Origin of the sequence: Nostoc sp. FACHB-110 (assembly GCF_014697425.1) — a bacterium.
GTDB lineage: Bacteria > Cyanobacteriota > Cyanobacteriia > Cyanobacteriales > Nostocaceae > Nostoc_B.
Window position 1 is genome coordinate 1 of the sequence record NZ_JACJRU010000058.1, and the last position, 23,872, is coordinate 23,872.

The window sequence follows — 23,872 nt, forward strand, 5'->3', positions numbered from 1 at the left end:
TGCGAATCCACGCATGATAGGGACGTGAACGCCGCAGTTAATATTAAAGTTGCCGGAGGACATTCGGAAACTCAAAACTGACGTGGAGGAAAGCGTCAGACTGCCGTAAAGGTAGCAGCATCCTGTGAAGCGTCAACCCGCCAAGAATTCATACAGTTCAGTCTGTTTGATTAGATTGGAATCCTCACGCCTTCAGGCTGAGGAGGATGTCAAAACACTGATTGTATCTGGGGAATGTTGCTGATAGTGCTGTTGAACAACAGGTTTGGCATCTTTGGATTTGTTCGCAACTATACCTAATAAGGAAATCCCAGATACTTGGATTTCTGACAAAACTTGCTGGAGAGCAGTACGTTTTAAATGACCTAAACCTGCCACAAGCACAATACCGTTACTATTAGCCGCTAATAAGTGGGCATCGGCAGATTCTAATAAAGATGGCGTGTCATAAATGACTAAATCAAAATTGGCTTGCAGTTCGCTCATTAAATGCTGCATTTTTTGAGAAGCCAGTAATCTCGCAGAATCAGGAGGAATTTGCCCTGCTGTCAGTATATACAAGTTGTCTTTAATAGGCGATCGCTCAATTATATTTTGCCAGTCCACACTTTGGGTAATGACATCTGTTAACCCCTGAATATTCAATACACCAACGCGCTGATGCAGGCTGGGACAACGCAGATTAGTATCTACTAACAATACTCTTTTTCCCATTGCCGCAGCGACCTGGGCTAAATGTACCGCCACGGTAGATTTACCTTCTCCTTGACTGGCTGAACTAATGACAACAGAGGAGATAGGCGAGTCTGCACCCAACAGCATCATGTTGCTGTAAAGGGAATGGAAAATGTCAAACAATGAGGCGCGATTTGTTTGCAGTAAACGTCTCGAAAGATGAATTTGAGATGCCCTATTTAGTTCTTTTCTCCAAGCAACTGTGCCTAGTAATGGTAGTTTAGTATGATTTTTTAGTTCTTGAGCCGAATAGAATATATTACTCAGTTTATCTACAACTAAAGCTGCACCTACACCTAGTATTAACCCTAAAGCACCTTCAAGGGCGAAGTTTCTCTTGGCATTATCTGAAATTACAGCAGGTTGATTTACCGGGGTTAATTTTTGCTGGAGTAATTGCCAAGGTTGTTGTTTTTGGGCTTTTTCGATTTCTAATGCTTGTTGTTTGGCTGTAATTTGAGCTAAACGACTATTAGCTGTTTGCAATTGTTGTTGAATATTATCGTAATTGCGGCTGAGAGTGACTATATATTTTATGTCATGATTGAGAGTTTTAATTTGGTTTTCCAAAAAGCGATCTCGTCCTGCAAGGCTACGAATCTGGCTTTGTAATTCCCTTTGGACTCTAATTTCTTCCCCAGCCAACAAAGGTAGTAAATAAGCTTTCTTTTCTTTGAGGGTAATTATTTCTGGATGAGTTTCCCAAAAAACTGCTGACTTTTGAGCAATTTCCACATCTAAAGCTTGGATTTGCTCAAGTATTTTCTGATAACGTTGATTCTCACTCAGCAATGAATTACTTGCTCTTTCGCCTTGTTTTTGTGAAATTTCTTTTTGTAAATCCTGATATTTAGCTGTTAATTCTTCTAGTTGTAAGCGATTTTCGGTCTGTTGCTGTTGTAAACTAGCAACTTGACTAGTTAATTCTTGATATTTTTGTCCTGGTTCAATTAAATTATTTTCTGTTTGCAGTTTGCGTAATTGCTCTTGCCAATATTTTACCTGTGCTTGAGTTGATTTTGTTTGTTGATTAACAAATGCCAATACTTGATTAACATTCAACTGAGTTTCTTTTAAACTATATTGTAAATAAGCATCCGCCAATAATTTTGCAACATCATCAGCTAGTTTTTGGTCGGAGCTAGTATATTGTACATTGACAATATTTGGCACTTCTGAATTAATAACTAAGCTATCAGCTAGCTGATGATAATCAAGGGCAGGATATTTTTGTTTTAGTTTATCAACAATCGGCTCAATAACTTGGGGACTGCGTAATACTTGAATAATTGTTTCAACGCTGCTGATTTCTTTGGTAGAGCTAATTTTAGCATCAGCAGTGTTTTGATTACTATCTATAACGTGAGTTGCTTGAGTAAGTGGTTTTGTTAAAATTTCAAACGAACCTATATAAATGGTTGGTTTTTGTTCAGCCTTTGGTAATGATGTGGTCGCTACTAAAGCAGTGACACCTGATATCAAGAAAAAACGACGACGCAGCACTGATAAAATTTGTTTAATATGCAGTTCATTGTCATCTTTATGATTAAAAGTAACGGATTTAGTCGGTAATGGATAATCTGTATTCAACATAGAGTTAATAAATTAAAAGCTGAGGTTTGATGCAAATAAAACTGCTAGGTCATTTTGGGATAAATACTTAAAATGCTTAAATTTCAACTCTGTCTACTGTTGCGTCTTAGCAAATTCATTTAATGTTGAATTAATCAGTAAGCTAGATGATTAGAAGTAAGCAGATATGTGGTTAAAAATTTACAAATAAATCTGATTAGCAATTACGTAGTATAAATACAGTAACATTGCATCCCAAAAATGTGTTACTTAGATTCTGTATTCAATCTTAGCTACACAAAATTTTTACAAAAATAACAACAACAATTTAATATAGCAATTCCCAGTTAAGTGAGGTACAGGTAATATTTTGAAACGCAGAGGGTCGCAGAGTTAAGCGCAGAGGTACGCAGAAATTTGTACTTCAGCAGACTAGGAAACGCTATATTCCAGCTAATATGCGTTCAAGTTGCACATTAGCTAATAAATATGTTGTAGCTCGAAGTTGTCATTTTGTGTTGCACAGATGTGCTGAATCATCGCTGATTAGTCGGACATAAAAAAAGAAGGGTAGTTTTTACCCTTCTTTTACTACTGGGGCGCTAGGATTCGAACCTAGGGATGGCGGGACCAAAACCCGCTGCCTTACCACTTGGCTACGCCCCATCGCTTCACATCTGCTAATATAGCAGTCCCTAGTGGGGTAATGTCAAGTATTTTGTGCAGAAAATTTTAATTATTTAGCGCGGTCTTCTATTGGTAAACTGTACCAGCCATACCAGTGACGCACTGCTAACCAAACTGCGCTTAACAAGCCGGCGACGCTTAAGGTCAGACCGCTAAACGGAACCAATAACCCAAAGACAGGTAACACTGCACCAGCAATAGTGCAGATAATAGCAGCTAGAGAAGCACTGCGGTTTAAGCCTAAGCCCCAACTTAGCGTGAGAAAGATGAGGGAAATCATCGTCCAAGCTAATTCGGCATTCATAAAGCGGGACAGGTAGGTCAAAGTTAACATACAAGCAAAAAAGATACCAGATGCGATCGCTACATTTTTCAGACTCATAGGCAAAGATAAATACAGCAGCAATATCCACCACAGAAATATTGCGGGTGTCAGCAATAACAAACGCGGAATAATCCCCGTGTTACGAATAGGTGCAGTGTTGGTAAACACGCCAAAGGGATTTTTGACAGAAACATTGTCTTTAAATATCCAAGTGTATTGGGTACTGTTGCGATCGGCTTTAATTTCGGTTGGTACAATACCGCTGGCAAATTCAACAGGTGTGTTGGCTATTGCTGTGAGCCGAAAGTTAGTGAGCATTTGTCCTGTGGCGTTATAAACCCAACGCGGCCCGCTTTGCGCTTGATAAGTCACGCGAAAGTTTGTCTGTTCTCCTGGTTGCAAGTTAAAAGCATAGCGATACTCTCCAGGATTTAGTGGTTCGAGTCGAGTACCAGAACGCTCTACTTTGTAGTTAGCAAGTAATGAGTAGCCGTCGGGTGGCGGTGCTTCAAAGAAAAAACTTTTAATATCATTAAGTCGATTGACGACTTGATAATCTGCACCATAATCTACACGATAAACGGCACTGCGACCTTGAACATCTACGTTTTGTTCTAGCTTGACTTGAACTTGTGAACTAGCTAGTGACAGTAAACGCTTAACTTCTCGTTTGTCGTTAACTTTAATTATCTTGCCGTTAACTTGGGTGTCATAAGTAAACGGTTCTTGAATGACATAGCTAATTTGAGGTGCGATTTGTTCTAGCTTATCACCAGCGACACTTTGAGCAACTTGCGTGACTTTTGCTTGTTCCCAGTGGTGATAGCGATTACCTAAAGTTGCAGATAGAAAAAATCCGACCACCAACAGAACTAATACCAGTGTGAGATGCTGCAAACCCCGAAGAAGTTGAGAGTAACGAAAAGACCATTCACTCAGAGAAATTACGGTTTCTGGTTGCTGTTGGCGTAAAGCAAAACTGACAAGTGCGATCGCCACTCCTAAAGCTAAAACCAGAAATACTAATACAAGAAAAGCTTTTAATCCTTGACTACCAAACTGGATGAGTTCTGCTGGATGTGTCAGATCGGGTAATCCAGGAATACCCTGATTAGAAGGAGGCATTGACGTTTTTTTTACATAATTTGGAAACTCAGACTGAGGAAATCTCGCAAAAGTTTCACAAACACATGAATTATGACATTGCTAATACTTATTGACCAGTACCATTATTTGCTGCTTGACAAACAATCTCCATCGAATTAGCTTCTGGAGTTCCAGGTTGAGGAGAAATTTCTTTTTGGGTTTGCCGTTCTCTAATTAACTGTCCAGATGCGTTGTAGACTGAAGATTTTTCTGTAAATAACCGACCTTCACTACAAGCAGCACGAAAAGTAGTTTTTTCTATACCGTTACCTTGTTTTTGTAAGATTGTGTATTGGCTGCCTTGGACTGAATCTGCATCTAAAACGATGGGATTACCTTCGTTGTCAGCACCTACTTGCATATGAAAAGCTACTTGATTATTGGTGGTCTGAGCAATAGCTGTACCGCCTACTGATAAAGTAATCGCTATCATTACGCTACCAAAGCTTTTGTAAAACATACGGTTTAAACTTGCTGAACTCTATATTCTTTTGTATTCATATTTTCTTAATTTTTGGTGCGGTGAAATCACTGGAAATTTTCTCGAGTAAAATTAGATTTTCGGGAAAATTCTGATAATTACGTCTAATAAATCTGATTTTTTGCTACACTTAAAAATGACTAAATTTAAGTTGTTTTACGTATTAGATTTACTAATTGCTTTGGATAAAAATGTTTTACTAAGCAATTTCAAATTTGTCAAATTATTGAAAATATCTGCTTTACTTATTTCTTGAAATAATAAAAAAACCGTAGGGGAACAGCTACGGTTTTTTAACTTAAATACTGAACTCTAACCTATGTTAAAAGCTGGTGTCTTACAACTTCAGCTCTTTACCTAATCTCTAATCTCTTCGGCAATTAGTTTAACTGTTGAAAATTTATTCGTCATCACTGATTTTGCTAACAAAGGATTGTGAAATATTCATCTGTATATCTAGTAAATTATGTTGATTGTGTAAACTTTGAAGAATAAAATGAGAATTTTAGACAGTAATTTTACTGGGCTTTAAAAATTAAAATATACTTATATCCCAAAATTCTGCAGAAAAAATGTTATAATTATTACACATATAACCAAATAAAAATCAGTAAGCAAATTTTTGCAAAACAGCAAAATCTTACACAGCCGCCGAAATAACACTGACTGCACAAGACTAAAAAAGTGCAGCAATTATTAGGATCAAGTTAATATTATTCTATTATTCGAGATAATCTATCTATTTGCTGTGTATTTAGGTATATATAGGAATCCGGTTTAATTGTTGAAATTATTGCGTCGTCTGGGAGTAGGGCGTGGGGAATGGGGAGTAGGAAAGAGTGAGTATAGAAGTTATGCTGCAAATTAAGAATAAAATCATCATCCCCCATAGCGAACTCGAAATTAGCGCGATTCGTTCTCAAGGAGCAGGGGGTCAAAACGTCAATAAAGTCGCTACAGCTATTCACTTAAGCTTCAATGTCGAAGCTTCATTACATTCTCAGACACGCAGGCACTTGGCTAAGGGCTACGCCTACGTTCCAAAAACAAGACACCCGACTTTGTGGAAAAGTCGGGTATTGATAACTAAGTAATTAAGCAATTAAACTGAAATCGCTACTACTTAAAGCAATATCAGGATTACCTAAACGGGCAAACTCAAACACGGTACTTGCACCCAAAAGACTACCATCCTGGTTGTAGAACAAGCTACCACTACTTTGGCTAAAGACAATCCGCGCACTACTGGCGTTGACAAATTCATTATCACTGACAACCGCAAAATCAGTTAAAGCTTGTCCCGCAGCATTAGTAATTGCATTAAAAGTCGCTTTACTTAACACAATTTTGTCTTGTCCCACCTCAAACAGGCTAATGTAATCAACCCCTAAACTGGAACTAAACGCACCACTAGCTTGGAATAAATATTGATCGTTACCAGTACCGCCCGTCAAAATATCATCCCCTAGTCCACCCCAGAGGGTATCATTTCCGCCTAACCCTTGCAGTTGGTCATTTCCACTACCACCAGCCAGGAGATTATTTAAGCCATTACCTGTGAGACGGTCATTGCCTGTACCACCTGTAGCATTTTCGATGACGTTGTTAGCAGAGAGAATTAGCTTGAGATTGCTATTCACTGTTTGTGATGTAGTCACTCCCAGATTAGCTTGGACAGCTACAGTAGTACCACTGAAGTTAATAGTATCAACACCACCTGTAGCGGTTTCAACAATTGTGTCAGTTCCCAGAGCAGTATTAGCTACGTAGGCATAAGTATCATTTCCATTTGCACCAGAGAGAGTATTATTGGCACTATTACCTGTAAGGACATTATTTCCGGCATTACCTGTACCATTAATAGCTGCTGTTCCTGTGAGAGTGAGATTTTCGACGTTGGTAGGCAGAGTAGTAGTCGAAGAAGTTGAGAGAGTATCGGTGATAGTTGTAGTAACAGTGTTCGTACCCAAGCTGGCATTAGTGGGAGAAGTCAGGCTGAGTGTAAAGGTTTCATTTGCTTCATTGGTGGAATCATTGAGAATGGCGATATTAATGACTTTACTAGTTTCCCCTGGGTTGAAAGTTAGAGTTCCAGTGGTGTTGGTGTAGTCTACTCCTGCTGTAGCTGTACCATTAGCAGTGGCATACCGCACAGTGATAGTTTGGCTACTGGCTTGGGACAGACTAACTGTATAGGTGGCGTTTTGAGGGCTAGTTAAGCCTTCGACTATGGTTTGGCCAGCACTAAGATTTATGGTGATGCCGGAGGGATCATCATCAGTAATGGTTCCGGTTACAGGTGTTGTCGTACCGATGGTGTAACCTGTACCGCTTGCTAAAGTCAAAGCAACGGTTTCATTACTTTCATCGGTGGTGTCGGCCGTGGGGTTAATAGTCAGGATGGCTGTACTTGCACCCGCAGCAAAGGTAATTGTGCCTGTGGTAGTGGTGAAACTGGCTGCACCGCTTTGAGTGTAGTCAGTGTTCAAGGTAGCTGTACCAGCAACTCCAAAGTTAATTGTTAAGGCGTTGGTAGTACTGCCTGTGCGGGTGAAGGTGTAAATCAGATTGGGAGTACCGTCTTCAGTTACGCTACTGGGAGAGACGGCTAGTGTGATAGAGGGTAAAGCAGTGCCAATGGGGATAGTTTGATCTAAAAATTGTGCTTGTTCGATGTCATTCAATATATCTACACCATCACGATTAGCCACTGTATCGGTAATTGTGAATACTCCATTTGAACTTGTAATTTGATATTGGGAACGATTACCTGAATAAACAGCGATATCATTACCCGCACCACCGTAGAGGGTATCAGAACCAAATCCACCTAATAATCTGTCATTTCCTTGTTCCCCAAACAAACGGTCATTACCATCATTGCCTTGAAGAGTGTCATCACCCAAACCACCAAACAAATCGTCATTGTAGTCTGTGCCTGTGATATTGTCATTCACCACTGCCGTACTGAAAATGAAATCCGTGGTTAGCAGTTGGGTTTTACTCAAGCCATTGATTTTGAGTTGGTAGTTGCCACTGGAGAAGTTGTTGAAGCGCGCCGCAATGGTGGCATTTCCTACTGAGTCATCATTGAGGAGTAGTTGCAGGGTATTGTTGTCGCTAATGCCCACAGTTCTCAAGTCGATTTTGTCTTGTCCCTGTACAAAATCTGTGACTACATCCACCGACTGGGCCGATGTGAAACTGTTGAAGGTCTCAAACACAAACACGTCATTACCCGCACCACCGTAGAGGGTATCAGAACCAAATCCACCTAATAATCTGTCATTTCCTTGTTCCCCAAACAAACGGTCATTACCATCATTGCCTTGAAGAGTGTCATCACCCAAACCACCAAACAAATCGTCATTGTAGTCTGTGCCTGTGATATTGTCATTCACCACTGCCGTACTGAAAATGAAATCCGTGGTTAGCAGTTGGGTTTTACTCAAGCCACTGATTTTGAGTTGGTAGTTGCCACTGGAGAAGTTGTTGAAGCGCGCCGCAATGGTGGCATTGCCGGCTGAGTCATTATTGAGGAGTAGTTGCAGGGTATTGTTGTCGCTGATGCCCACAGTCCTCAAGTCGATTTTGTCTTGTCCCTGTACGAAATCTGTGACTACATCCACATCCTGGGCCGATGTGGAAGTGTTGAAGGTCTCGAACACAAACACGTCATTACCTGCACCACCAGTTAGCGTATCAGAACCAGAACCTCCTGATAATTGATCATTTCCACCTAGTCCAGAGAGTGTGTCATTACCAGCCAATCCCTGAATAATATCGCCTCCAGATGTCCCTATTAAGTTGTCGTTGTTGTTGGTTCCTAGAATATCCATGTTTATCTTGTCCTTTTGAGTATCAACCTCATTTCATGAACACAATCAATAGTTGGCAGAGAGATTTGTTAGCAATCTCTGTCAATCACATTGCATGTTCATACAAATTCGGTGGCAATGTATAACCTGGCAATGCCTATAGAACCTATTGGACATCTTTTACGGTATTAAAGTAAAGTGGGGTACGGATTTTTTTCAAAAATCAAATATGAGTCCTATAGTTAGATAACTCTCAGAATTATTTCCCAGAGGACAAGGAACAAGCAATAGACCATAAAGAAATCCCCATAATTAAAATTTGGGGATTTGAAGTACAGGTCTACACAAATTTTCTCTCAAGTTCTCAAAGCTATTCCCTGAATAAACAGCTTCATCGCTTTAATTGCTACTTTCTCCTTCAGTAGTCTGTTCATTAGTTGATACTACGGGTTTTTTACCTGAATTTCTGACATTAACGATTTTACTTAGTAAGTCGAACCAAAAAGGCGCACCCATCGAAATTGCAATTCCACTAATAAACCAGCCACTAAGCATTACTAAATAATTAGTGAACCGCACAGGTTTATTTTTAGTTACTCTATCAAGTTGTTGATTTAAATTATTTTCGTTCCAGCCAAGCGGCAGAGATACTTCTGTCAAAGCTTGGTCAGTTTCTTTTTTAAGCAATTTTAAATCTGGTTGTGCATTACCACTATTTCTTTCAACTATTGACCCAGCATTATTGACAATAGCTGTGCGAATGGCAGTATCTTTAGATAATCTGCTGATAATATGGAAGGTATCAGCATTGGCAATAATGGCGATCGCCAAGCCAATTAACAATGCTACACCTTTAGCATTCCGCTTATAAACTCCCGAAGCTCGCTCCATTGAGTTATTAAAAGTTTGCTCAATTTCTCGGCGGAGTATATTAATACCTTCTTCTGTTGACTCGGCTTTCATTTGAGCGCGCTTTGCTAATGTCGCCATGTTCTCTACTACAGATGGCGGGAGTTTGCGACTCAGATTTTCGAGCTTTTGAGTTACTTCATAAAATGTTTGGTATGCTTCGCTATCTTTATCTTTAAATTCGTTGACAAATTCTTGATGAATATCGCTGCCGACATTAATTAATTGCACAACTTCGTTAATATTAGGACGCAATGCTTTCAAACAGATAGTCTGCTCAATATCATCAAAAACATCTTGTCTTAAAACTTTTAATTTCTGTAGACTTTTATGCAATAATTCATGTTCAGGCATGTCAGCTTCAAATAGCCCTATATATCTATCTACACACTTAGCCATACGTCGAATGCTAGTATGTAAATCAGCTTTATTTTTGTGAAAATCAGTCATAATAGTTCTAAAATTACCTTCAACTATTTGACTAAAATCTCCACGGGTATTCTCTAAAAATTGGCGGACATAATCATCGTTTTGATCGACCCTTTCTTGTAACCTTAACAAGACATTTTGAATTTCATCTAATTGCTGATCTGTAAAATTGATGAGTCTAGATTCTGTTAATTTTTGCACTAGTTGGGGCAACCCTAAAGTATCCATTAAGGTTGTTGCAAAAGTTTCTGCTGGTATATAAGAAGGCGCGCTGTGCTTTAACTTGGTTTCATTTCGTTGACCATTTCTGACATAGCCAAAAATGCTTTGGTTTCTTTTCTCTCCTGACAGAGATAGCTTGATAGGAATAGAAGATAATAACCAAATAAACTTACGAGGTAATGTAGTTAAAAATCCTTTAGCTTCTTGATTGACACTTTGCAGTAACGGATGATTATATAAATCGTTGACTAGTTCTAGTACATTATTATCATCTGATTTACTGACATCCCCAGCTATAAGAATTTCAATGGATTTTTTTAAGTGTACAGCCCGCCACTGCAAGATTGTAGTAATTAATTCTTGAATTTCTGATGCTAAGAGACTTAATATTAAGTAAATAAATACTAATCCAATTGTTATATCTAGTATAAAAGGTAGATTCATTGACTGCTTCCTAACGATTAATTAACACACCTGGTTGCTCATAGTTGTATCATTTCTATCATTTAATGAGTGTTAAAAAAAGTGAAAAAAAGATTATATTCTACCTCAAAAAATTTATCGCTAATCAGAGAAAATTGAGTTAACCTTGGAATCTAGCAATTGTAAAGACAAATGTTGTTACTGGGTGCAAAATTAGAGATGCGATTTGGTCTCTATGTAATTAAACCAGCTAGTAAAAAGATGATCGTAGAATATGCAACAAGGAAGCTTTATTTGGGGTCATCGAGAAAAGCAGCATCGCGCGCTTGACAAATGGATTGATCGAGTTTGGCTAGTCGTACTTTTATTAGCGGCTGTGGTTCTGTTTAGTGTCAATTTAGGAAGTTTACCGCTACGAGATTGGGATGAAGGAACGGTAGCCCATGTGGCGCGGGAAATTTGGAATGCTCCAATAGGTTCACTGCGTTGGCTTTATCCTACTTTAGGCGGCGAACCTTACTATAACAAGCCACCTTTAATGCATTGGCTGATTGCTGGGGTTTACTCGATTGTCGGGGTGAATGAGTGGGCAACTCGTTTACCAGGAGCAATTTTAACAGCAGTTTCCGTACCATTACTGTATTGCATTGGGCGAGAAATATTTCGTCAACGTTGGGCAGCTATTTATAGTGCTTTAATTTACTTAACGATGCTGCCTGTGGTACGTTATGGCAGATTGGCAATGTTAGATGGCGCAGCAGTCAGCTTTTTATTAGTGATGATGCTGTGTTTGTTGCGATCGCGGCGTGATTTGCGTTATTGTTTGGGCGTTGGTGTAAGTTTTGGATTAATTTGCTTAACTCAAGGATTTTTTGGTATATTTCTTGGTGCGATCGCCATTGTCTTTTTATTTTGGGATACCCCTAGATTGCTGAATAGTTACTATTTCTGGACAGCAATTTTCATTGGGATTTTACCTGCGATCGGTTGGTATATCGCCCAGATATGGCATTATGGGTATGAATTTGCCAAAGTGGGTTTGTTAAATCCATCTCTGAACCGGATTGAGACATTTTTTGCTAAGGATTCTCAAGCACCTTGGTATTACATTTTAGAATTGCTCAAGTGGACATGGCCTTGGTTAGTGTTTTTACCGCAAACGGTAAATTTAACGTGGGAAAATCGGAATCTTAGCTGGTCTAAACTCATTCTGGTATGGTGTGGCGTTTATTTGCTGATGATTTCGCTGATGGATGCTAAATTACCTTGGTATATCTTCCCCATTTATCCAGGTTTAGCTTTAGCTTTGGGTGCTTTGTTAGCCGAGACAGAGAATTCATCTTTTTTATCATCTTCTTACCCGCGTAGTTGGGTAGTTAGTTTGTCTATACTTGCGGTTGTGGCTTCTGCGGGTAGCATTTATTTTAGTTGGGGTATACCACCAAAAACTGACTTACAACTAATTTTTGCTGCTGTAGCTTTAACAATGATTTTGGCAGCGATTTTAGCAGAACGAGGCGACGGTCAATTTTTAAGAATTTTGTTTTGGGGAAGTTATATTTCACTATTTTTATTAATGAAATCTAACTATTGGGTTTGGGAATTATCTGAGGCTTATCCCGTTAAACCAGTCGCCGCCATGATATCCCGTGCGAAATTACCTCTGAATGTGAAAAAGATTTATACGTCTTTTCCTTACCATCGTTCTTCGTTGGATTTTTATAGCGATCGCACAATCATTCCCGCTAAAATTGGAGAACTGCAATATTATTGGTACTACAACGGCAAAGACCAGCCATACTTTTTACTAAACGCATCTGCGCTTCACAACCTGCAACTAGAATCGATGGAAATAATCGATCAAGCTGAAGGCTGGAAATTAGTTACAAAAGAAACTCCTCGTTTATGAAGGTATCAGGAATTGGTTGCTGGGGATAGAGAAATTTTTTATTCTCTGCTACTCAATAGTCCCTAGTTTCCAGTTCCTTACTGCCACTAACCAACTATCTCAAAATATCTCTAAATAAATTTGTTTTTAAATCAAATATAATCCTGTATAAAAATGTGCGGCAGCAATTATAAATAGTTGCTGCCACACATCTAATAATCTCTATCTAAGAACTTACTTAGGCAGGAATTAATACGGTGTCAATGATGTGAATGACACCATTATCAGCAGCAACATCGGCGGTTGCAACTGTAGCATCATTAATTTTGACACCATTAGAAGCATCAATTTTCACATCAGAGCCTTCAACTGTAGTAGCTGATTTTAGCTTCACTACATCACCTGATAATACCTTGCCGGAAACGACATGATATGTCAGAATTTTCGTGAGTTTTGGAATGTCTTTAAGTAGTGTATCTACTGTGCCTTCTGGAAGTTTAGCAAATGCTTCATCAGTAGGTGCAAAAACAGTAAATGGCCCAGCACCTTTAAGAGTATCTACCAGATTAGCAGCTTTGATTGCAGCAACTAGGGTATTGAAAGAACCAGCCTCAACGGCAGTATCAATTATATCAGCCAAGGTTTTTACCTAGTTTTGTGTAATCTATAATCACTATAGCCTACTTTTAAAAAAATAGTAGCTATAGTTACAGATTAGTCAGATTTAATTTAAGTGAAATTAATAAAATTAGTGTACCTATTTTTTTATACAAAAAAATACAATACTCTAATGCTAAATCGATACCATAAATACTGACCTGTAAAAAATTGAAGTATAACTGCTATAGTAAATAAGGAAAGTCAAAAATCACCTAAACTAATAGTGTAAAAAGTAACAATTAAGTTGCATTTTACGAGGATGTCAGTAAAATTTTGAGGCGATTGCAGCTATCAAAAATCGCTAATTTACTCAATTTTTGCCAGATTCAAGATACTTTACAGGCATTAAATTTTCCTAAATAAAGTGGAAATATCTTAGATTTTCGTACGATATTTCTGCAATATTAAATGCCGATTCTTGCCTTCATAACTTTTTCATTTAAAAGATGAAGGTTTTCAGCCTTGATGCAAAGTCACTAGAACTCTGGACTAGTAGCTTATTTTCAGCTAACTAGCTAGTAACCATTGGGATTTTGCGGTAGTAAACATAATTTCACGTTTTTAAGGAGTCTATATAATGAGTCTGATTATGAAGTTAATTCTCAACGCAGATGCAGAAGCTCGCTATTTCACCCCTGGAGAATTAGAGCCAATTAAAAACATTGTTAAGACTGGGGAACGTCGTCTGCGCGTGGTTCAGGCTTTAACAGAAAACCGCGAGCGCATAGTTAAACAAGCGGGAAATCAACTGTTTCAAAAGCGTCCAGATATTGTCTCGCCTGGTGGTAACGCTTACGGCCAAGAGATGACTGCAACTTGCTTGCGTGATATGGATTATTATCTGCGTTTGATTACGTATAGTGTCGTCGCTGGAGATAGTACACCTATTCAAGAAGTTGGAATTCTAGGCGCTCGTGAAATGTATCGGTCTCTTGGTACTCCAATTGAAGCTGTGGTAGAAGGTATCCGTGGGATGAAAAATGCCACCACCTCTATGATGTCATCAGAAGACTCTAACGAAGTTAACGCTTACTTCGATTATCTAATTGCTGGTCTTCAGTAGAGACAATAGGATTTGGATAAAAAGTTTGTTTGTGAAGACAAGCAAAGAGCGTTATTACATCAGGGCAAAGTCTAACAGCTTCACTATTTATTCAACAGTCGTAGCGTAACACACTAAAACCACTGGAAACAGTGCGTTAGGCTTGCCTTAATAGACTTCAAAAACATGAAATTTATAAGGTAAGCTTGTGTCTGATTTAGAACTACACAAATATCTTCCCAAACTTCCCGAACCAGCCCTGCAAGAATTTACAGAATGGTGTGTTTTAGAACAATCAAAAGCCGCAGGTATAGAATTTACGCCTAACAAAACCAAGTTAGAAAATCTCATACCAAACGAGTATATTTGGCAACTAATTGATCAGTTCATGAAAGAGAAACCAGACCCAATCAAAGCGGGTTTAGTAGCAACAATGGCTGGTCAAGAAGCTGATAGTCATGGTTTGATAGGTTCAGCAATTATGGCTGATTTTATCGCTATTTATGTGAAGTACTTAATTCCTGCAAATGGCACAACGCCAGAAGAGGCGAAACAGTTAATCACGGAAGCCGCTATTCAGCAGTATGAAAAAATATCTGAACTAGCTGATAAATATAATGTAACGTTCTAAGGATGATTTGTTAATTATTCTGAGGCTTTGTCTATTTCACAAGGCAGAGCCTTTGTACTGCTATTTTGAATAGAAAAAATATTTCTTATTACACTTCATTATGACTACCAACATCTACAAATACAGCATCTCCATCATCTGTAAAGTAAAATATTACTCTCTCATCATAATCAATACTAAAACTCCACAATTCATTTAATTTCCCTGATAATTTATGAGTTCTCAAGCTTTGCTCAAATAGATCAGATGTAAACAGTTCTAGCTTTTGCCAAAACCTTTGTTCTAAATCAATATTGCCTCTGATTTTTTTTGAAAGCTCGTTTAAAGGCAGAAATAAAGCTGATTTTAACCATTACTCCTCAATCAATTGTCTCAGTTCGTTAATATTAGATGAAAATTTTAATTCTGCATTTTCTTCTTCTAGCTGTGCTGTTTTAAAGTTATTAACTATTTCTTCTCGAAGTTCTTCACGTAGATACTGTTTTAGTAAAAGTTCAAGTTCTTGCTTTTCTTCTAAGGAAAGGCTTTTGATTGCCTCGACTACATCACTAAAGCTCATAAAATAAAATGCTTGTTTGAAATCTTATTTATTCAATTTAACATGATCAATGTTTGTTAGGGCAACGATAGTATATTCTTACTTCTTATAACTGATTCTAACCATTGATGCTGAAATTATTTGAAGGTTTTATTCACGAGACTGGTGTAGTTTGTTTGAAAGAACTTAACCCAACATCCACACATACTTTGTTAGGTTACGCCTATTGCTACACCCAACCTACTATTCTCTTAAATGAAAAGTATTGTATTATGAGGCAAAGCCATTAAGTTGTAACATAAGAATACAACAAAGCAGATTAAGAATTCAATTATGCCCTACAGTGACTTTACACTCAAAAAGGTAAAAAAAGATTTTGTGCTGACGGTGATTGAACCTTTTGATTTTCTCCAAGATATTCAATCTGTAACTCCTAGCCAATTTTTAACAGAAACTATTAATAAACGCTTAAGTTTAGCTTTAGCAGTTAATACCGAAAAAGCTAGAAGTGAGTGGTTGGTGTCTCCCATTCTTTCAGAATTAAAAGATATTCTATCTAACGAAATTAGCTTATTTTCTGGCACAGATTTCACAGTAGATCCGGCTTTAGGATTAACTGGAGTTTGTGATTTTTTGATCAGCCGTTCTCCAGAACAATTAGAGATTGAAGCCCCCGCCGTTGTAGTAGTTGAAGCGAAAAAAGCCGATTTGAATCCGGGTATTGGTCAGTGTATCGCTGAAATGGTCGCAGCCCAGAAGTTTAATGAAATTAATAATAGTCCAATACCTATAATTTACGGTGCAATTACGTCAGGCGATCGCTGGAAGTTTCTCAAACTAGAATCCCAAACCGTCACAATTGGTCTAACAGAGTACAACATTCCTCCAGTCGATAAGGTTTTGGGGATATTGTTAAGCTTTGTTTCTAGTGGCAGTTGAGTAGTTTTTATTCAATTTGGACAGGTAAATAAATGTTCTTGTGACATAAACTGCTTTTTTATTCAAGCTGCACTATTAAAAATTAAGTATAGTGTCACAATTAGTAATTTATGCTAACTATTATTGGTTGCGGAAATCTTAATCGCTGCGATGATGCTGTAGGTGTAATTATCGCCCAACGCTTACAACAATATCTAGCCGAAAATCCTCACCCTTATGTGCGCGTGTATGACTGTGGAACCGCAGGGATGGAGGTAATGTTTCAAGCTAGAGGTAGTAAAAAATTAGTAATTATTGATGCTAGTTCAACCCATTCTGAAGCGGGTGCAATATTTAAGGTTCCAGGTAAAGAATTAGAAGCTTTACCGGAACCTAGTTATAACTTGCATGATTTTCGTTGGGATAATGCACTAGCCGCCGGAAGGAAAATATTTCAGGATGAATTTCCTGAAGATGTGACAGTTTATTTAATTGAGGCGGCAAATCTTAGCCTTGGACTAGAGTTAAGTCCTGTGGTGAAAAGTTCGGCTAACTTAGTTTTTGAAGAGGTAGTTACAATTATTTGTAATTGGTCAATGATAAATAATCAATAGTCTTTCCTACTCTCTTCATACACGCTTTTTCTAACCAGCCATATCACGGTAAACAGCAATTTCATCTACCCGCATTTCAAAGGGTATACCTTGGCTTTCGGGAGGACAAACGCGGATTTTAGCACTGGTAACAATTGACTGGAGTAATGACCCCATTGCGACGATTTGTTGTAGAACTCGCCAGTTGGTAACAGGATCGGGACATTCAATTACTAAGGTCATCGCACTAGCGTCACTGGTGACATACCAGCGACAATGAGAAAGAAGATTTTGAATTGTGCGATCGCACGCTTCATAAAAGTATTTACTAATAGAATGCTCTAGTTGTTGCCGTAAAATAATATCTGCCGATGACGGTTGCATTGGACGGTAATCGTAATCATCGTTGTAACAGAACATATACCTAGCCATCTCTACTTACAAAACTACTTAATTGCCAATAGCCATTGCGTAGAGAATATCCATTTTTGTTTCTAAGAAACTCTGGGTTTCATCGTCATAAAACGCGCCAATTCCGCTACATTGTATCCCCAAGTAATTACTACTCAGGTAAACTCTGTGTCCTAAAAAACCTGCTAACTGCATAGCGGTTTGATAACTTGTATAGTCAGACACAAAAAACAAAGTTACTGCACAATCACGCGCAATAGCCTGATTAATGCACAAATAACCAGTATGTTCGCTAAAATCGCCACTTTTAATCAGATGATTGTTTTGATATAACCCAGGGGATATCCCCTCTACTCGATGCACGACTGAATAAACTTTGATTGCTTCACAACTTTCTGTGGGAATTGGTTGCTTTAGTTGTTGCAATATCCTGAAATAATCTTCTTGAGAAATCAACTGTTTCCGGAAACGTCTATTTGAACGTCTATGCCAAACAGTTTGATAAAATTTATCCTTGTCAAACTTAAATTTGGGATGCTCTAGCTGTTGTTTTGGACTCTTGTGTAAAGCTGTTACCTGATAGCCATCTTCAATAAATTGATGAGCTTCAAAATAATCTGTACCACTCACAAAAGGAATTTTCAGCCTTAAGCGTCTCACATGCTTTTCTTCTACTTCCCCACATAGAACACTAGCAGTCACAAACTCTTTATTCTCAAAACCTAAGTCAGAATTAAGAGCTAACTTATCAAAGTCAAACATTAGCTGGATATTTTTGTCATAGAGATCCGCCGATGCGGCAATTGTACCTAAATGGTGTCCGCTATCTAAAAAGCAATATCTCAGACTTCTGTTTTTATATTTCCAACTAGACCTATAATAAACGCAACTAATTAAAAAAATGATTCCCTTGATACATTTGCCCGGTATAATATAACTTTCTAAGCCATCATCGATTAATTCATAGATGAGTGTTAGACAATTATTCTCAACTTCTAGATGGTAGATGCCATCAACTATTTCCGGGATGCCACGAATTTGTACATAAATCTCGGTAGGATATAACCCACCCGCAGAAGGATTAACACGTAGTTGATAGGCTACATCCTTATAAGTCTTTTCTAAGGTGATTGCACTTGTTAAGTAAATGAAAGAATGAATGGGATGATTGAGATTTAATTGCAGCCTGCGATAAAATTTTGGATATTGCTTAAAAGCAGATGGTTGCGTTGTTGGGTCTACATAATTAGGGTCAAGCTGCACTGATAGGTAAGAATGTTTAGTCCTTTGATGAAAACTTTTGCTAGATAATTCATTTTGTAGCATCTTTCAGCATCCTTAAAACTTCGATAGTGCTGGCAAAATCTATAGCTTTGTAATCGTCTAAGTTTTTTAAATTTAAATTAGGATGATGTTGTAAAAGTAACTTGACTACTTCTGCCTTACCTGCTGAAGCTGCATACATTAACACTGTTGCACCGTTATCGTTTTGGTTATCGATATTAATTTTCATTTCTAGCAGCAAATTAATTAATTCATAATGATTGCCAAAGCAAGCAAACCATAAGGCATTATTACTATCATTATTTCTGGCATTAATATCCGCGCCTGCACTAATCAATTCTTGAACGACTGAATAATTACCTATCCTAGTGGCTTTCATTAAAGCTGTATCACCATTTTCACCACGCTGATTTAAATCTTCAGGATTATAATTATTACCTATCAACCATTCACAAGTTGTTTTACTCAAACTTTGCTGATTTTGTTGTTTCATAAACTGCTTTAATTCACTAATAAAAGGGAATGGTGGACAATGCCCACCATTCACAAAAAACTCTTGGCAAATACTGTCTAAGGAGTTGTAAAAACTCCTGTCAATTTATACTTAGACAGCATTCATAGTTTGGTTAGGTTGTTCACTTGCAACCATTGGTTTGGGTTCTTCAGAGAATAGTTCTCTAGAAGATTTATCTTGCTTGGGTGCGCCATAAAAACCAGCTTCAGCTTCGAGTTCATCTACGAAATCCCAAGCTTCAATTGTGCGTTTAGAGTCTGGGCCATAGTTCGCAGAAATTGCCCGTGCGTTGGAGACAGCTTTATATATCTCTTTTTGCAAGAATAGGAGTTTTGGTTTATCTACAAAGTCGCCTTTGTGGATAATATCGCTAATAGTAATCATCCCAAGTAATTCACCACGGATGACAGGCGCACTCCGCATCCCTGTATTAATCAATAACCTTGCAGCATATTCTAAATCAAGGTCAGGATCTACAGTGACACAGGGTTTGCTCATTATTTCGTAAACATAAGTTCTTTGAGGATCTTTTCCATAAGCAACCACTTTGCCTGCAATATCACTCTCAGTCACAATGCCGTAAGCATCACCACTATGACGAGGTTCAACAATCAATTCTTGCAGTTGTTTGAGCCTTAATAATTTCACTGCTTCTGCTACTGTAGCGGAGCCGCGAATGGTAGCTACATCTTGAGTCATAATATGTTTGGCTCGCATAATTCCTGCTCCTTATTTATTGCAAGTAAGGGAATTGTTTCTAAACTGCTGCACTTATTCCCAAACTGTTTTTGCTTCGTCTAAGTATGATGAAAATTAGACACAGGTTTTACGCAGTATTAGCCCTAAATTCTACTTAATAGAATCATCAATTATCAGTATAAGATTTACACATTTTCCCTACTCTATTGCTGAAGCGATCGCATCGGCTGTCTAACTTTCAGATGTACCAGGATTTCGGTAGAAATGTCTTTGATTACCCTGTAATCTTTTGCTGCTGAAGTTTGGTTCACTAGCAACAATTTAGCTTACTTATATATTATCACTCTGATAGGTTTGTTCCATAAACAAGTGTGTATTCTCATAAAGATATTGGTTAAATATCACAAAAAAATATCAAAATGCAGCACAAACTACATTTATTTTTTTAATAGTATGTTTATTCAGGATATTTGTTTAATATCAAAATTTATAGATATTGATTTGTTTACTAGGTAACAATTATTTTTGGAAATTAAGTTTTGTAGACAAAGTTCATGTATCAATATTTTAACTAAAAATATTCTTAAGTAGTGATATATTGTGCTAAATTATTTCAACTCAAATTCTCCCTCTAGCGGAGTATTTTTAGTAGTAGACTGTTAGCTATACAGATTTTGTATAAATTATATCTAGTAATCTTATAAAGAAAATCTAAAAAATAACCTTGATATTCCAAAAAGTTGGTATTGTTTCAAACAATCATGATTAAAAAGGAAATAAAAACATGGAAATTAGTGCGCGTAATGCGTTAAAAACCACCGTTAAGAAGGTTGTAACTGGTTCAGTTAATACTGAAGTAACTTTAGAATTAGCACCTGGAATAGAGTTAGTCTCTATTATTACCAAAACCTCAGCCGATAACCTGGGTTTGGTAGAAGGTAAGCAAGCTTATGCTGTTATTAAAGCGTCCGATGTTATTGTTGCTATTGATTGATAAATAACTAATTCATTAACTGGAATTTTTTGATTTTTGTAGAGACTTTGTATACAACGTCTCTACAGAATTTATATCTTACAAATTTTCATATAATTGGCAGTAGATTTTAGCTTGAATTTAGTTATCAACTATCCGCACGTAAATAGTTTGAGCAACTTCTTGGCTTAAACTGATAGATTCTCCAGCGACTTTAATTTGTAATAAAGGAAGTGGCTGTTCTAGAGTAATACAAGTTCCAATTTTTATGCCTGCTGAATGAATCTGGTCTAGGATTTTCTGATCTTGAGTTTGATAAAAAACTATAATACCTTGCTCTCCTGGTTGGAGTAGTGCTAGAGAACAGCCGCTTACACTAAAAGGCTTAAACATTAAAAGTATGAAGTGTGAAGTATGAAGTATGAAAGATAATTTTATTTACATTTCATACTTTTTGGATTGCTAAAAATAGCTGTAGCAATGAAAAATTGCAGCTATACAATCTGAATCTGTGTAGAGAGATTTTGACTGTATAGCTGCAACTTCTGTACATAGTCTAAGACATCAATTATACGAGGTAAGGTTCTTGGTGAGTCTTGATTGTGCAGTTAGAACGAGGATAGGTAACGCACAATAGAGCAAATCCTTTAGATACTTGCTCATCATCCAAGAAGTTTTGATCAGATTGATCAATTTCACCTTCTGTAACTTTACCTACACAGCTAGAGCAAGAACCTGCATGGCAAGAGAAAGGTAACTCAATACCAGCTTCTTCGGCTGCGTCTAAAATTGTAGTGTCTTCATCTACCTCAATTGTGGTATCGATGTCTTCTTTTTTGTTGATTAATCTTACTTGATAGGTAGCCATTTTCCGATTCTCCTCATTACGGTTCGGTTGCTTCTCGAAGTGTGTCAGGCTCCTCTTCGAGAAAATATGAATAGGAAGACACTGCATTTGATGAGTGATTGCGAGTGTCTCTGACATTTAGTGCGGAGTACGTTTACGAAAAGCCTATATGGTTTGACTTAACACTAAAAGAAGACTCTTTTAGCTACAAGGAACACCATCTGGCGTACAGTCTCCTGTTTTGAAAGATTTGCCGCAACCGCAGGTACTAGTTGCATTAGGGTTGGTAAATTTGAAACCGCTTTCTACCACCCCTTCGACAAAATCAATCACGATTCCTTCTAATAAGGGCGCACTTTTGGCATCGACGTAAACCAACACACTACCTTGTTGGATTACTAAATCATCTGGTTGGGGTTGGCTGGTGACATCCATACCATATTCATAGCCATTGCAACCGCCACCTTTGACAGAGATTCGGATACCTTTAGTGCTATTCTCATCAGAACCGGAACCTCGCAGGAAAGCCCGCAAACGAAATTCTGCTTTTTCTGTTAAAGTAACAGTCATTCAATCTCCTAATCTGTAGCGATTGATTGTTCTAATCTAGAATTTGGGTTTTTTGTGATAATTGTCATTAGTCCTTTGTATTCACAAATGACTAATGACAAATGACAAAAATATTAAGTTGTAAAATTACTGGTGGTTTCCATTGATGGAGATTGCGAGTATCTCCAAGGTGCATTATTGCCGCATACTTGACAAGAGCGATCGCGGTATGAACGACGCTTGGCAAATTCCATCCGGTTGAAGTCTATTGTCAGCAATTGTGACAATAAAGGCTGACTAAACCCAGTAATCAGCTTGACTGCTTCTAGTGCTGTCAAACAAGCCAATGTCCCAGAAACCGCACCTAGCACGGAGAAACCACGCCGATCCCACTCAGGCTTTTCGGGAAACAGACAAGATAAACAAGGCGTGACACCGGGAATAATCGTTGTCAGGTAAGCTTCCATCCCGTCCATTGCAGCTTCTACCATTGGTTTGCGCCAGCGCACACAAGCTGCATTCAACAAATCGCGTTCTGTAAAATTATGGGCGCAGTCCAGCGCCATATCTGCGGATTGCACCAAAGAATCTACATTCTCTGGCGTAACATAATCATGAACCGCTACGATTTCGATATCAGGATTGATGGCTTGCAAGGTTTCTTTAGCCTTAAATACCCTTGGCTTACCAACCCAATCATCAGTCATCAGAATCTGACGATTCATATCATCAAGGCGTAAATCACCACCCCGGACGAGAATTAGTTTACCAACGCCTGCTACTGCTAAGTAAAGCGCGGCTGTACCACCTAATCCCCCCACACCTGTAACCAATACTGTCGCTGACTTCAGGCGCTTCTGAGCCGCTTCGCCAAAATTCGGAAGCATCATTTGGCGACTATAACGTTCTAACTCGGTAGGAGTTAGGTTGATCACTATTTACCTCCTAATCAGAAGAGAGTTCTGTCAGCGTAATTACATTTTTAGGCTTGTCTTTAAAGACTTTGAACACCTTTTGTTCTTGGGGTGTTGATTCGAGAAATATCTCGTAAGCCTGTTGTAAAGCCAAGCAATATTGATTTAGTTTTTCTTCAGCAGTTAAATCAGCAGCTTGTTCATCAATTTCTTGGATATATTGCGAGAACTTTTTCAATATATGAAGACGATTTACATTTACAACTTTTTGGTCGTAAGGTAATTCAAAGAATTTCAAAAATTCTTCGGCATCACTTAATTTTTTGAATTCTTCAATAGTTTTACTCATTTACCCTCCAATGCTGTTAGCTGCTGCTTTAACTCATCCAGTTGCCGATATATTTCATAAGTTGCGGCTGCAACATCCATAAGTTGTTTGTAATCTGTTGGCAAACCTTCGGCTAAATCATGCAGATCCATTTTCATTTGACCTGCTTTGCTGTTGAGGCGTTTAATTTGAGTTTTCAATTCCTCGATGGTCATTTGTCATTTGTCCTTTGTCATTAGACTTTTTTTGTCTCGCGCAAAGGCAAGGTAGCGCGTTGGGCGGCTCTGCCGACTTGAAGCGACTGCCGCGCAAAGCCGCAAAGAAAGGCTCAGTCTA

The 23,872-nt window shown here is 38.1% G+C and carries 24 protein-coding genes and 1 tRNA gene; 7 read left to right on the forward strand and 18 right to left on the reverse strand.

Features of this window, described 5'->3' with window-relative positions; all coding sequences use genetic code 11:
• Nucleotides 1–192 precede the first annotated feature (192 nt).
• From H6G69_RS30795 to H6G69_RS30810, 4 genes are all read right to left on the reverse strand, one after another.
• Nucleotides 193–2,328: a polysaccharide biosynthesis tyrosine autokinase gene (locus tag H6G69_RS30795; protein WP_190693095.1), complete on the reverse strand. Its 2,136-nt coding sequence runs from the start codon at nt 2,326–2,328 to the stop codon at nt 193–195.
• Nucleotides 2,329–2,901: 573 nt separating this feature from the next.
• Nucleotides 2,902–2,973: transfer RNA gene (locus tag H6G69_RS30800), tRNA-Gln, on the reverse strand.
• A 70-nt stretch (nt 2,974–3,043) separates the two neighbouring features.
• Entirely contained in the window at nt 3,044–4,444 is a 1,401-nt protein-coding gene (locus H6G69_RS30805; RefSeq protein ID WP_190693097.1) for a hypothetical protein, read from the reverse strand.
• Nucleotides 4,445–4,532: 88 nt separating this feature from the next.
• On the reverse strand, nt 4,533–4,898 hold the full coding sequence (locus H6G69_RS30810; RefSeq protein ID WP_242072250.1) for a hypothetical protein: 366 nt from the start codon (nt 4,896–4,898) through the stop codon (nt 4,533–4,535).
• Nucleotides 4,899–5,800: 902 nt separating this feature from the next.
• On the opposite strand from H6G69_RS30810, the gene H6G69_RS34585 reads away from it, so the two are divergent.
• Entirely contained in the window at nt 5,801–6,040 is a 240-nt protein-coding gene (locus H6G69_RS34585) for a peptide chain release factor-like protein (RefSeq protein ID WP_190693170.1), read from the forward strand.
• Here the strand turns inward: H6G69_RS34585 and H6G69_RS30820 are convergent, their stop codons facing one another.
• The gene (locus tag H6G69_RS30820) at nt 6,041–8,785 is read right to left on the reverse strand and encodes an S-layer family protein (protein ID WP_190693101.1); all 2,745 of its coding nucleotides are present in this window, start codon (nt 8,783–8,785) and stop codon (nt 6,041–6,043) included.
• A 378-nt stretch (nt 8,786–9,163) separates the two neighbouring features.
• Nucleotides 9,164–10,768, reverse strand: coding sequence for a hypothetical protein (locus H6G69_RS30825; protein WP_190693104.1), 1,605 nt, complete (start codon nt 10,766–10,768; stop codon nt 9,164–9,166).
• Nucleotides 10,769–11,021: 253 nt separating this feature from the next.
• On the opposite strand from H6G69_RS30825, the gene H6G69_RS30830 reads away from it, so the two are divergent.
• On the forward strand, nt 11,022–12,656 hold the full coding sequence (locus tag H6G69_RS30830; protein WP_190693106.1) for a glycosyltransferase family 39 protein: 1,635 nt from the start codon (nt 11,022–11,024) through the stop codon (nt 12,654–12,656).
• A gap of 217 nt (nt 12,657–12,873) precedes the next feature.
• Here the strand turns inward: H6G69_RS30830 and H6G69_RS30835 are convergent, their stop codons facing one another.
• Nucleotides 12,874–13,275 (reverse strand): fasciclin domain-containing protein, encoded by a 402-nt coding sequence (locus H6G69_RS30835; RefSeq protein ID WP_190693107.1) that lies wholly within the window; start codon nt 13,273–13,275, stop codon nt 12,874–12,876.
• A 597-nt stretch (nt 13,276–13,872) separates the two neighbouring features.
• Between H6G69_RS30835 and H6G69_RS30840 the strand changes: the two genes are divergently transcribed.
• Both H6G69_RS30840 and H6G69_RS30845 read left to right on the forward strand, forming a co-directional pair.
• Nucleotides 13,873–14,358: an allophycocyanin gene (locus H6G69_RS30840; RefSeq protein WP_190693109.1), complete on the forward strand. Its 486-nt coding sequence runs from the start codon at nt 13,873–13,875 to the stop codon at nt 14,356–14,358.
• Nucleotides 14,359–14,545: 187 nt separating this feature from the next.
• Entirely contained in the window at nt 14,546–14,968 is a 423-nt protein-coding gene (locus H6G69_RS30845; protein WP_190693111.1) for a hypothetical protein, read from the forward strand.
• 352 nt (nt 14,969–15,320) lie between these two features.
• Here the strand turns inward: H6G69_RS30845 and H6G69_RS30850 are convergent, their stop codons facing one another.
• Nucleotides 15,321–15,527 carry a hypothetical protein gene (locus H6G69_RS30850; RefSeq protein ID WP_190693112.1) on the reverse strand — a complete coding sequence of 69 codons (207 nt, stop codon included), beginning with the start codon at nt 15,525–15,527 and terminating at the stop codon, nt 15,321–15,323.
• A gap of 312 nt (nt 15,528–15,839) precedes the next feature.
• Here H6G69_RS30850 and H6G69_RS30860 point away from each other — a divergent pair, with 312 nt between their 5' ends.
• Both H6G69_RS30860 and H6G69_RS30865 read left to right on the forward strand, forming a co-directional pair.
• Nucleotides 15,840–16,445 carry a hypothetical protein gene (locus H6G69_RS30860; RefSeq protein WP_190693117.1) on the forward strand — a complete coding sequence of 202 codons (606 nt, stop codon included), beginning with the start codon at nt 15,840–15,842 and terminating at the stop codon, nt 16,443–16,445.
• Nucleotides 16,446–16,555: 110 nt separating this feature from the next.
• On the forward strand, nt 16,556–17,038 hold the full coding sequence (locus H6G69_RS30865) for a hydrogenase maturation protease (RefSeq protein WP_190693119.1): 483 nt from the start codon (nt 16,556–16,558) through the stop codon (nt 17,036–17,038).
• A gap of 30 nt (nt 17,039–17,068) precedes the next feature.
• Here the strand turns inward: H6G69_RS30865 and H6G69_RS30870 are convergent, their stop codons facing one another.
• The 4 genes from H6G69_RS30870 to H6G69_RS30885 form a co-directional block, all read right to left on the reverse strand.
• Nucleotides 17,069–17,437 carry a hypothetical protein gene (locus H6G69_RS30870; protein ID WP_396020674.1) on the reverse strand — a complete coding sequence of 123 codons (369 nt, stop codon included), beginning with the start codon at nt 17,435–17,437 and terminating at the stop codon, nt 17,069–17,071.
• A gap of 30 nt (nt 17,438–17,467) precedes the next feature.
• Nucleotides 17,468–18,754 (reverse strand): nitroreductase family protein, encoded by a 1,287-nt coding sequence (locus H6G69_RS30875; RefSeq protein WP_190693121.1) that lies wholly within the window; start codon nt 18,752–18,754, stop codon nt 17,468–17,470.
• Complete coding sequence (locus H6G69_RS30880; protein ID WP_190693123.1) at nt 18,741–19,205, reverse strand: ankyrin repeat domain-containing protein; 465 nt, start codon at nt 19,203–19,205, stop codon at nt 18,741–18,743. The genes H6G69_RS30875 and H6G69_RS30880 overlap by 14 nt, the downstream gene beginning before the upstream one ends.
• Before the next feature lie 111 nt (nt 19,206–19,316).
• Nucleotides 19,317–19,943, reverse strand: coding sequence for a CBS domain-containing protein (locus tag H6G69_RS30885; RefSeq protein ID WP_190693130.1), 627 nt, complete (start codon nt 19,941–19,943; stop codon nt 19,317–19,319).
• A gap of 766 nt (nt 19,944–20,709) precedes the next feature.
• Between H6G69_RS30885 and H6G69_RS30890 the strand changes: the two genes are divergently transcribed.
• On the forward strand, nt 20,710–20,919 hold the full coding sequence (locus tag H6G69_RS30890; RefSeq protein WP_190669937.1) for a molybdopterin-binding protein: 210 nt from the start codon (nt 20,710–20,712) through the stop codon (nt 20,917–20,919).
• Between the two features lie 120 nt (nt 20,920–21,039).
• On the opposite strand, the gene H6G69_RS30895 is transcribed toward H6G69_RS30890, so the two are convergent.
• From H6G69_RS30895 to H6G69_RS30920, 6 genes are all read right to left on the reverse strand, one after another.
• Nucleotides 21,040–21,291: a FeoA family protein gene (locus H6G69_RS30895; RefSeq protein ID WP_190693132.1), complete on the reverse strand. Its 252-nt coding sequence runs from the start codon at nt 21,289–21,291 to the stop codon at nt 21,040–21,042.
• Nucleotides 21,292–21,466: 175 nt separating this feature from the next.
• On the reverse strand, nt 21,467–21,766 hold the full coding sequence (locus tag H6G69_RS30900; protein WP_062292521.1) for a 2Fe-2S iron-sulfur cluster-binding protein: 300 nt from the start codon (nt 21,764–21,766) through the stop codon (nt 21,467–21,469).
• 180 nt (nt 21,767–21,946) lie between these two features.
• Nucleotides 21,947–22,315: an iron-sulfur cluster assembly accessory protein gene (locus H6G69_RS30905; RefSeq protein ID WP_190589853.1), complete on the reverse strand. Its 369-nt coding sequence runs from the start codon at nt 22,313–22,315 to the stop codon at nt 21,947–21,949.
• A 113-nt stretch (nt 22,316–22,428) separates the two neighbouring features.
• Nucleotides 22,429–23,229, reverse strand: coding sequence for a ThiF family adenylyltransferase (locus H6G69_RS30910; RefSeq protein WP_190693134.1), 801 nt, complete (start codon nt 23,227–23,229; stop codon nt 22,429–22,431).
• Between the two features lie 10 nt (nt 23,230–23,239).
• Complete coding sequence (gene nifW / locus H6G69_RS30915) at nt 23,240–23,557, reverse strand: nitrogenase-stabilizing/protective protein NifW (RefSeq protein WP_190589855.1); 318 nt, start codon at nt 23,555–23,557, stop codon at nt 23,240–23,242.
• A complete protein-coding gene (locus H6G69_RS30920) occupies nt 23,554–23,751 on the reverse strand; it encodes a CCE_0567 family metalloprotein (RefSeq protein WP_190589856.1) in 198 nt (65 codons plus the stop codon). The genes nifW and H6G69_RS30920 overlap by 4 nt, the downstream gene beginning before the upstream one ends.
• Nucleotides 23,752–23,872: the final 121 nt, after the last annotated feature.

Excerpts from the sequence above, each read along its gene's own strand:
- H6G69_RS30830 (WP_190693106.1), top strand. The coding sequence starts at position 11,022 with ATGCAACAAGGAAGCTTTATTTGGGGTCATCGAGAAAAGCAGCATCGC.
- H6G69_RS30890 (WP_190669937.1), top strand. The coding sequence starts at position 20,710 with ATGGAAATTAGTGCGCGTAATGCGTTAAAAACCACCGTTAAGAAGGTT.
- H6G69_RS30870 (WP_396020674.1), bottom strand. The coding sequence starts at position 17,437 with ATGTTCTGTTACAACGATGATTACGATTACCGTCCAATGCAACCGTCA.
- H6G69_RS30905 (WP_190589853.1), bottom strand. The coding sequence starts at position 22,315 with ATGACTGTTACTTTAACAGAAAAAGCAGAATTTCGTTTGCGGGCTTTC.
- H6G69_RS30875 (WP_190693121.1), bottom strand. The coding sequence starts at position 18,754 with ATGCTACAAAATGAATTATCTAGCAAAAGTTTTCATCAAAGGACTAAA.
- H6G69_RS30860 (WP_190693117.1), top strand. The coding sequence starts at position 15,840 with ATGCCCTACAGTGACTTTACACTCAAAAAGGTAAAAAAAGATTTTGTG.
- nifW (WP_190589855.1), bottom strand. The coding sequence starts at position 23,557 with ATGAGTAAAACTATTGAAGAATTCAAAAAATTAAGTGATGCCGAAGAA.
- H6G69_RS30825 (WP_190693104.1), bottom strand. The coding sequence starts at position 10,768 with ATGAATCTACCTTTTATACTAGATATAACAATTGGATTAGTATTTATT.
- H6G69_RS30895 (WP_190693132.1), bottom strand. The coding sequence starts at position 21,291 with ATGTTTAAGCCTTTTAGTGTAAGCGGCTGTTCTCTAGCACTACTCCAA.
- H6G69_RS30900 (WP_062292521.1), bottom strand. The coding sequence starts at position 21,766 with ATGGCTACCTATCAAGTAAGATTAATCAACAAAAAAGAAGACATCGAT.
- H6G69_RS30880 (WP_190693123.1), bottom strand. The coding sequence starts at position 19,205 with ATGAAACAACAAAATCAGCAAAGTTTGAGTAAAACAACTTGTGAATGG.
- H6G69_RS30805 (WP_190693097.1), bottom strand. The coding sequence starts at position 4,444 with ATGCCTCCTTCTAATCAGGGTATTCCTGGATTACCCGATCTGACACAT.
- H6G69_RS30820 (WP_190693101.1), bottom strand. The coding sequence starts at position 8,785 with ATGGATATTCTAGGAACCAACAACAACGACAACTTAATAGGGACATCT.
- H6G69_RS30795 (WP_190693095.1), bottom strand. The coding sequence starts at position 2,328 with ATGTTGAATACAGATTATCCATTACCGACTAAATCCGTTACTTTTAAT.
- H6G69_RS30850 (WP_190693112.1), bottom strand. The coding sequence starts at position 15,527 with ATGAGCTTTAGTGATGTAGTCGAGGCAATCAAAAGCCTTTCCTTAGAA.
- H6G69_RS30865 (WP_190693119.1), top strand. The coding sequence starts at position 16,556 with ATGCTAACTATTATTGGTTGCGGAAATCTTAATCGCTGCGATGATGCT.
- H6G69_RS30885 (WP_190693130.1), bottom strand. The coding sequence starts at position 19,943 with ATGCGAGCCAAACATATTATGACTCAAGATGTAGCTACCATTCGCGGC.
- H6G69_RS30920 (WP_190589856.1), bottom strand. The coding sequence starts at position 23,751 with ATGACCATCGAGGAATTGAAAACTCAAATTAAACGCCTCAACAGCAAA.
- H6G69_RS30840 (WP_190693109.1), top strand. The coding sequence starts at position 13,873 with ATGAGTCTGATTATGAAGTTAATTCTCAACGCAGATGCAGAAGCTCGC.
- H6G69_RS34585 (WP_190693170.1), top strand. The coding sequence starts at position 5,801 with ATGCTGCAAATTAAGAATAAAATCATCATCCCCCATAGCGAACTCGAA.
- H6G69_RS30810 (WP_242072250.1), bottom strand. The coding sequence starts at position 4,898 with ATGATAGCGATTACTTTATCAGTAGGCGGTACAGCTATTGCTCAGACC.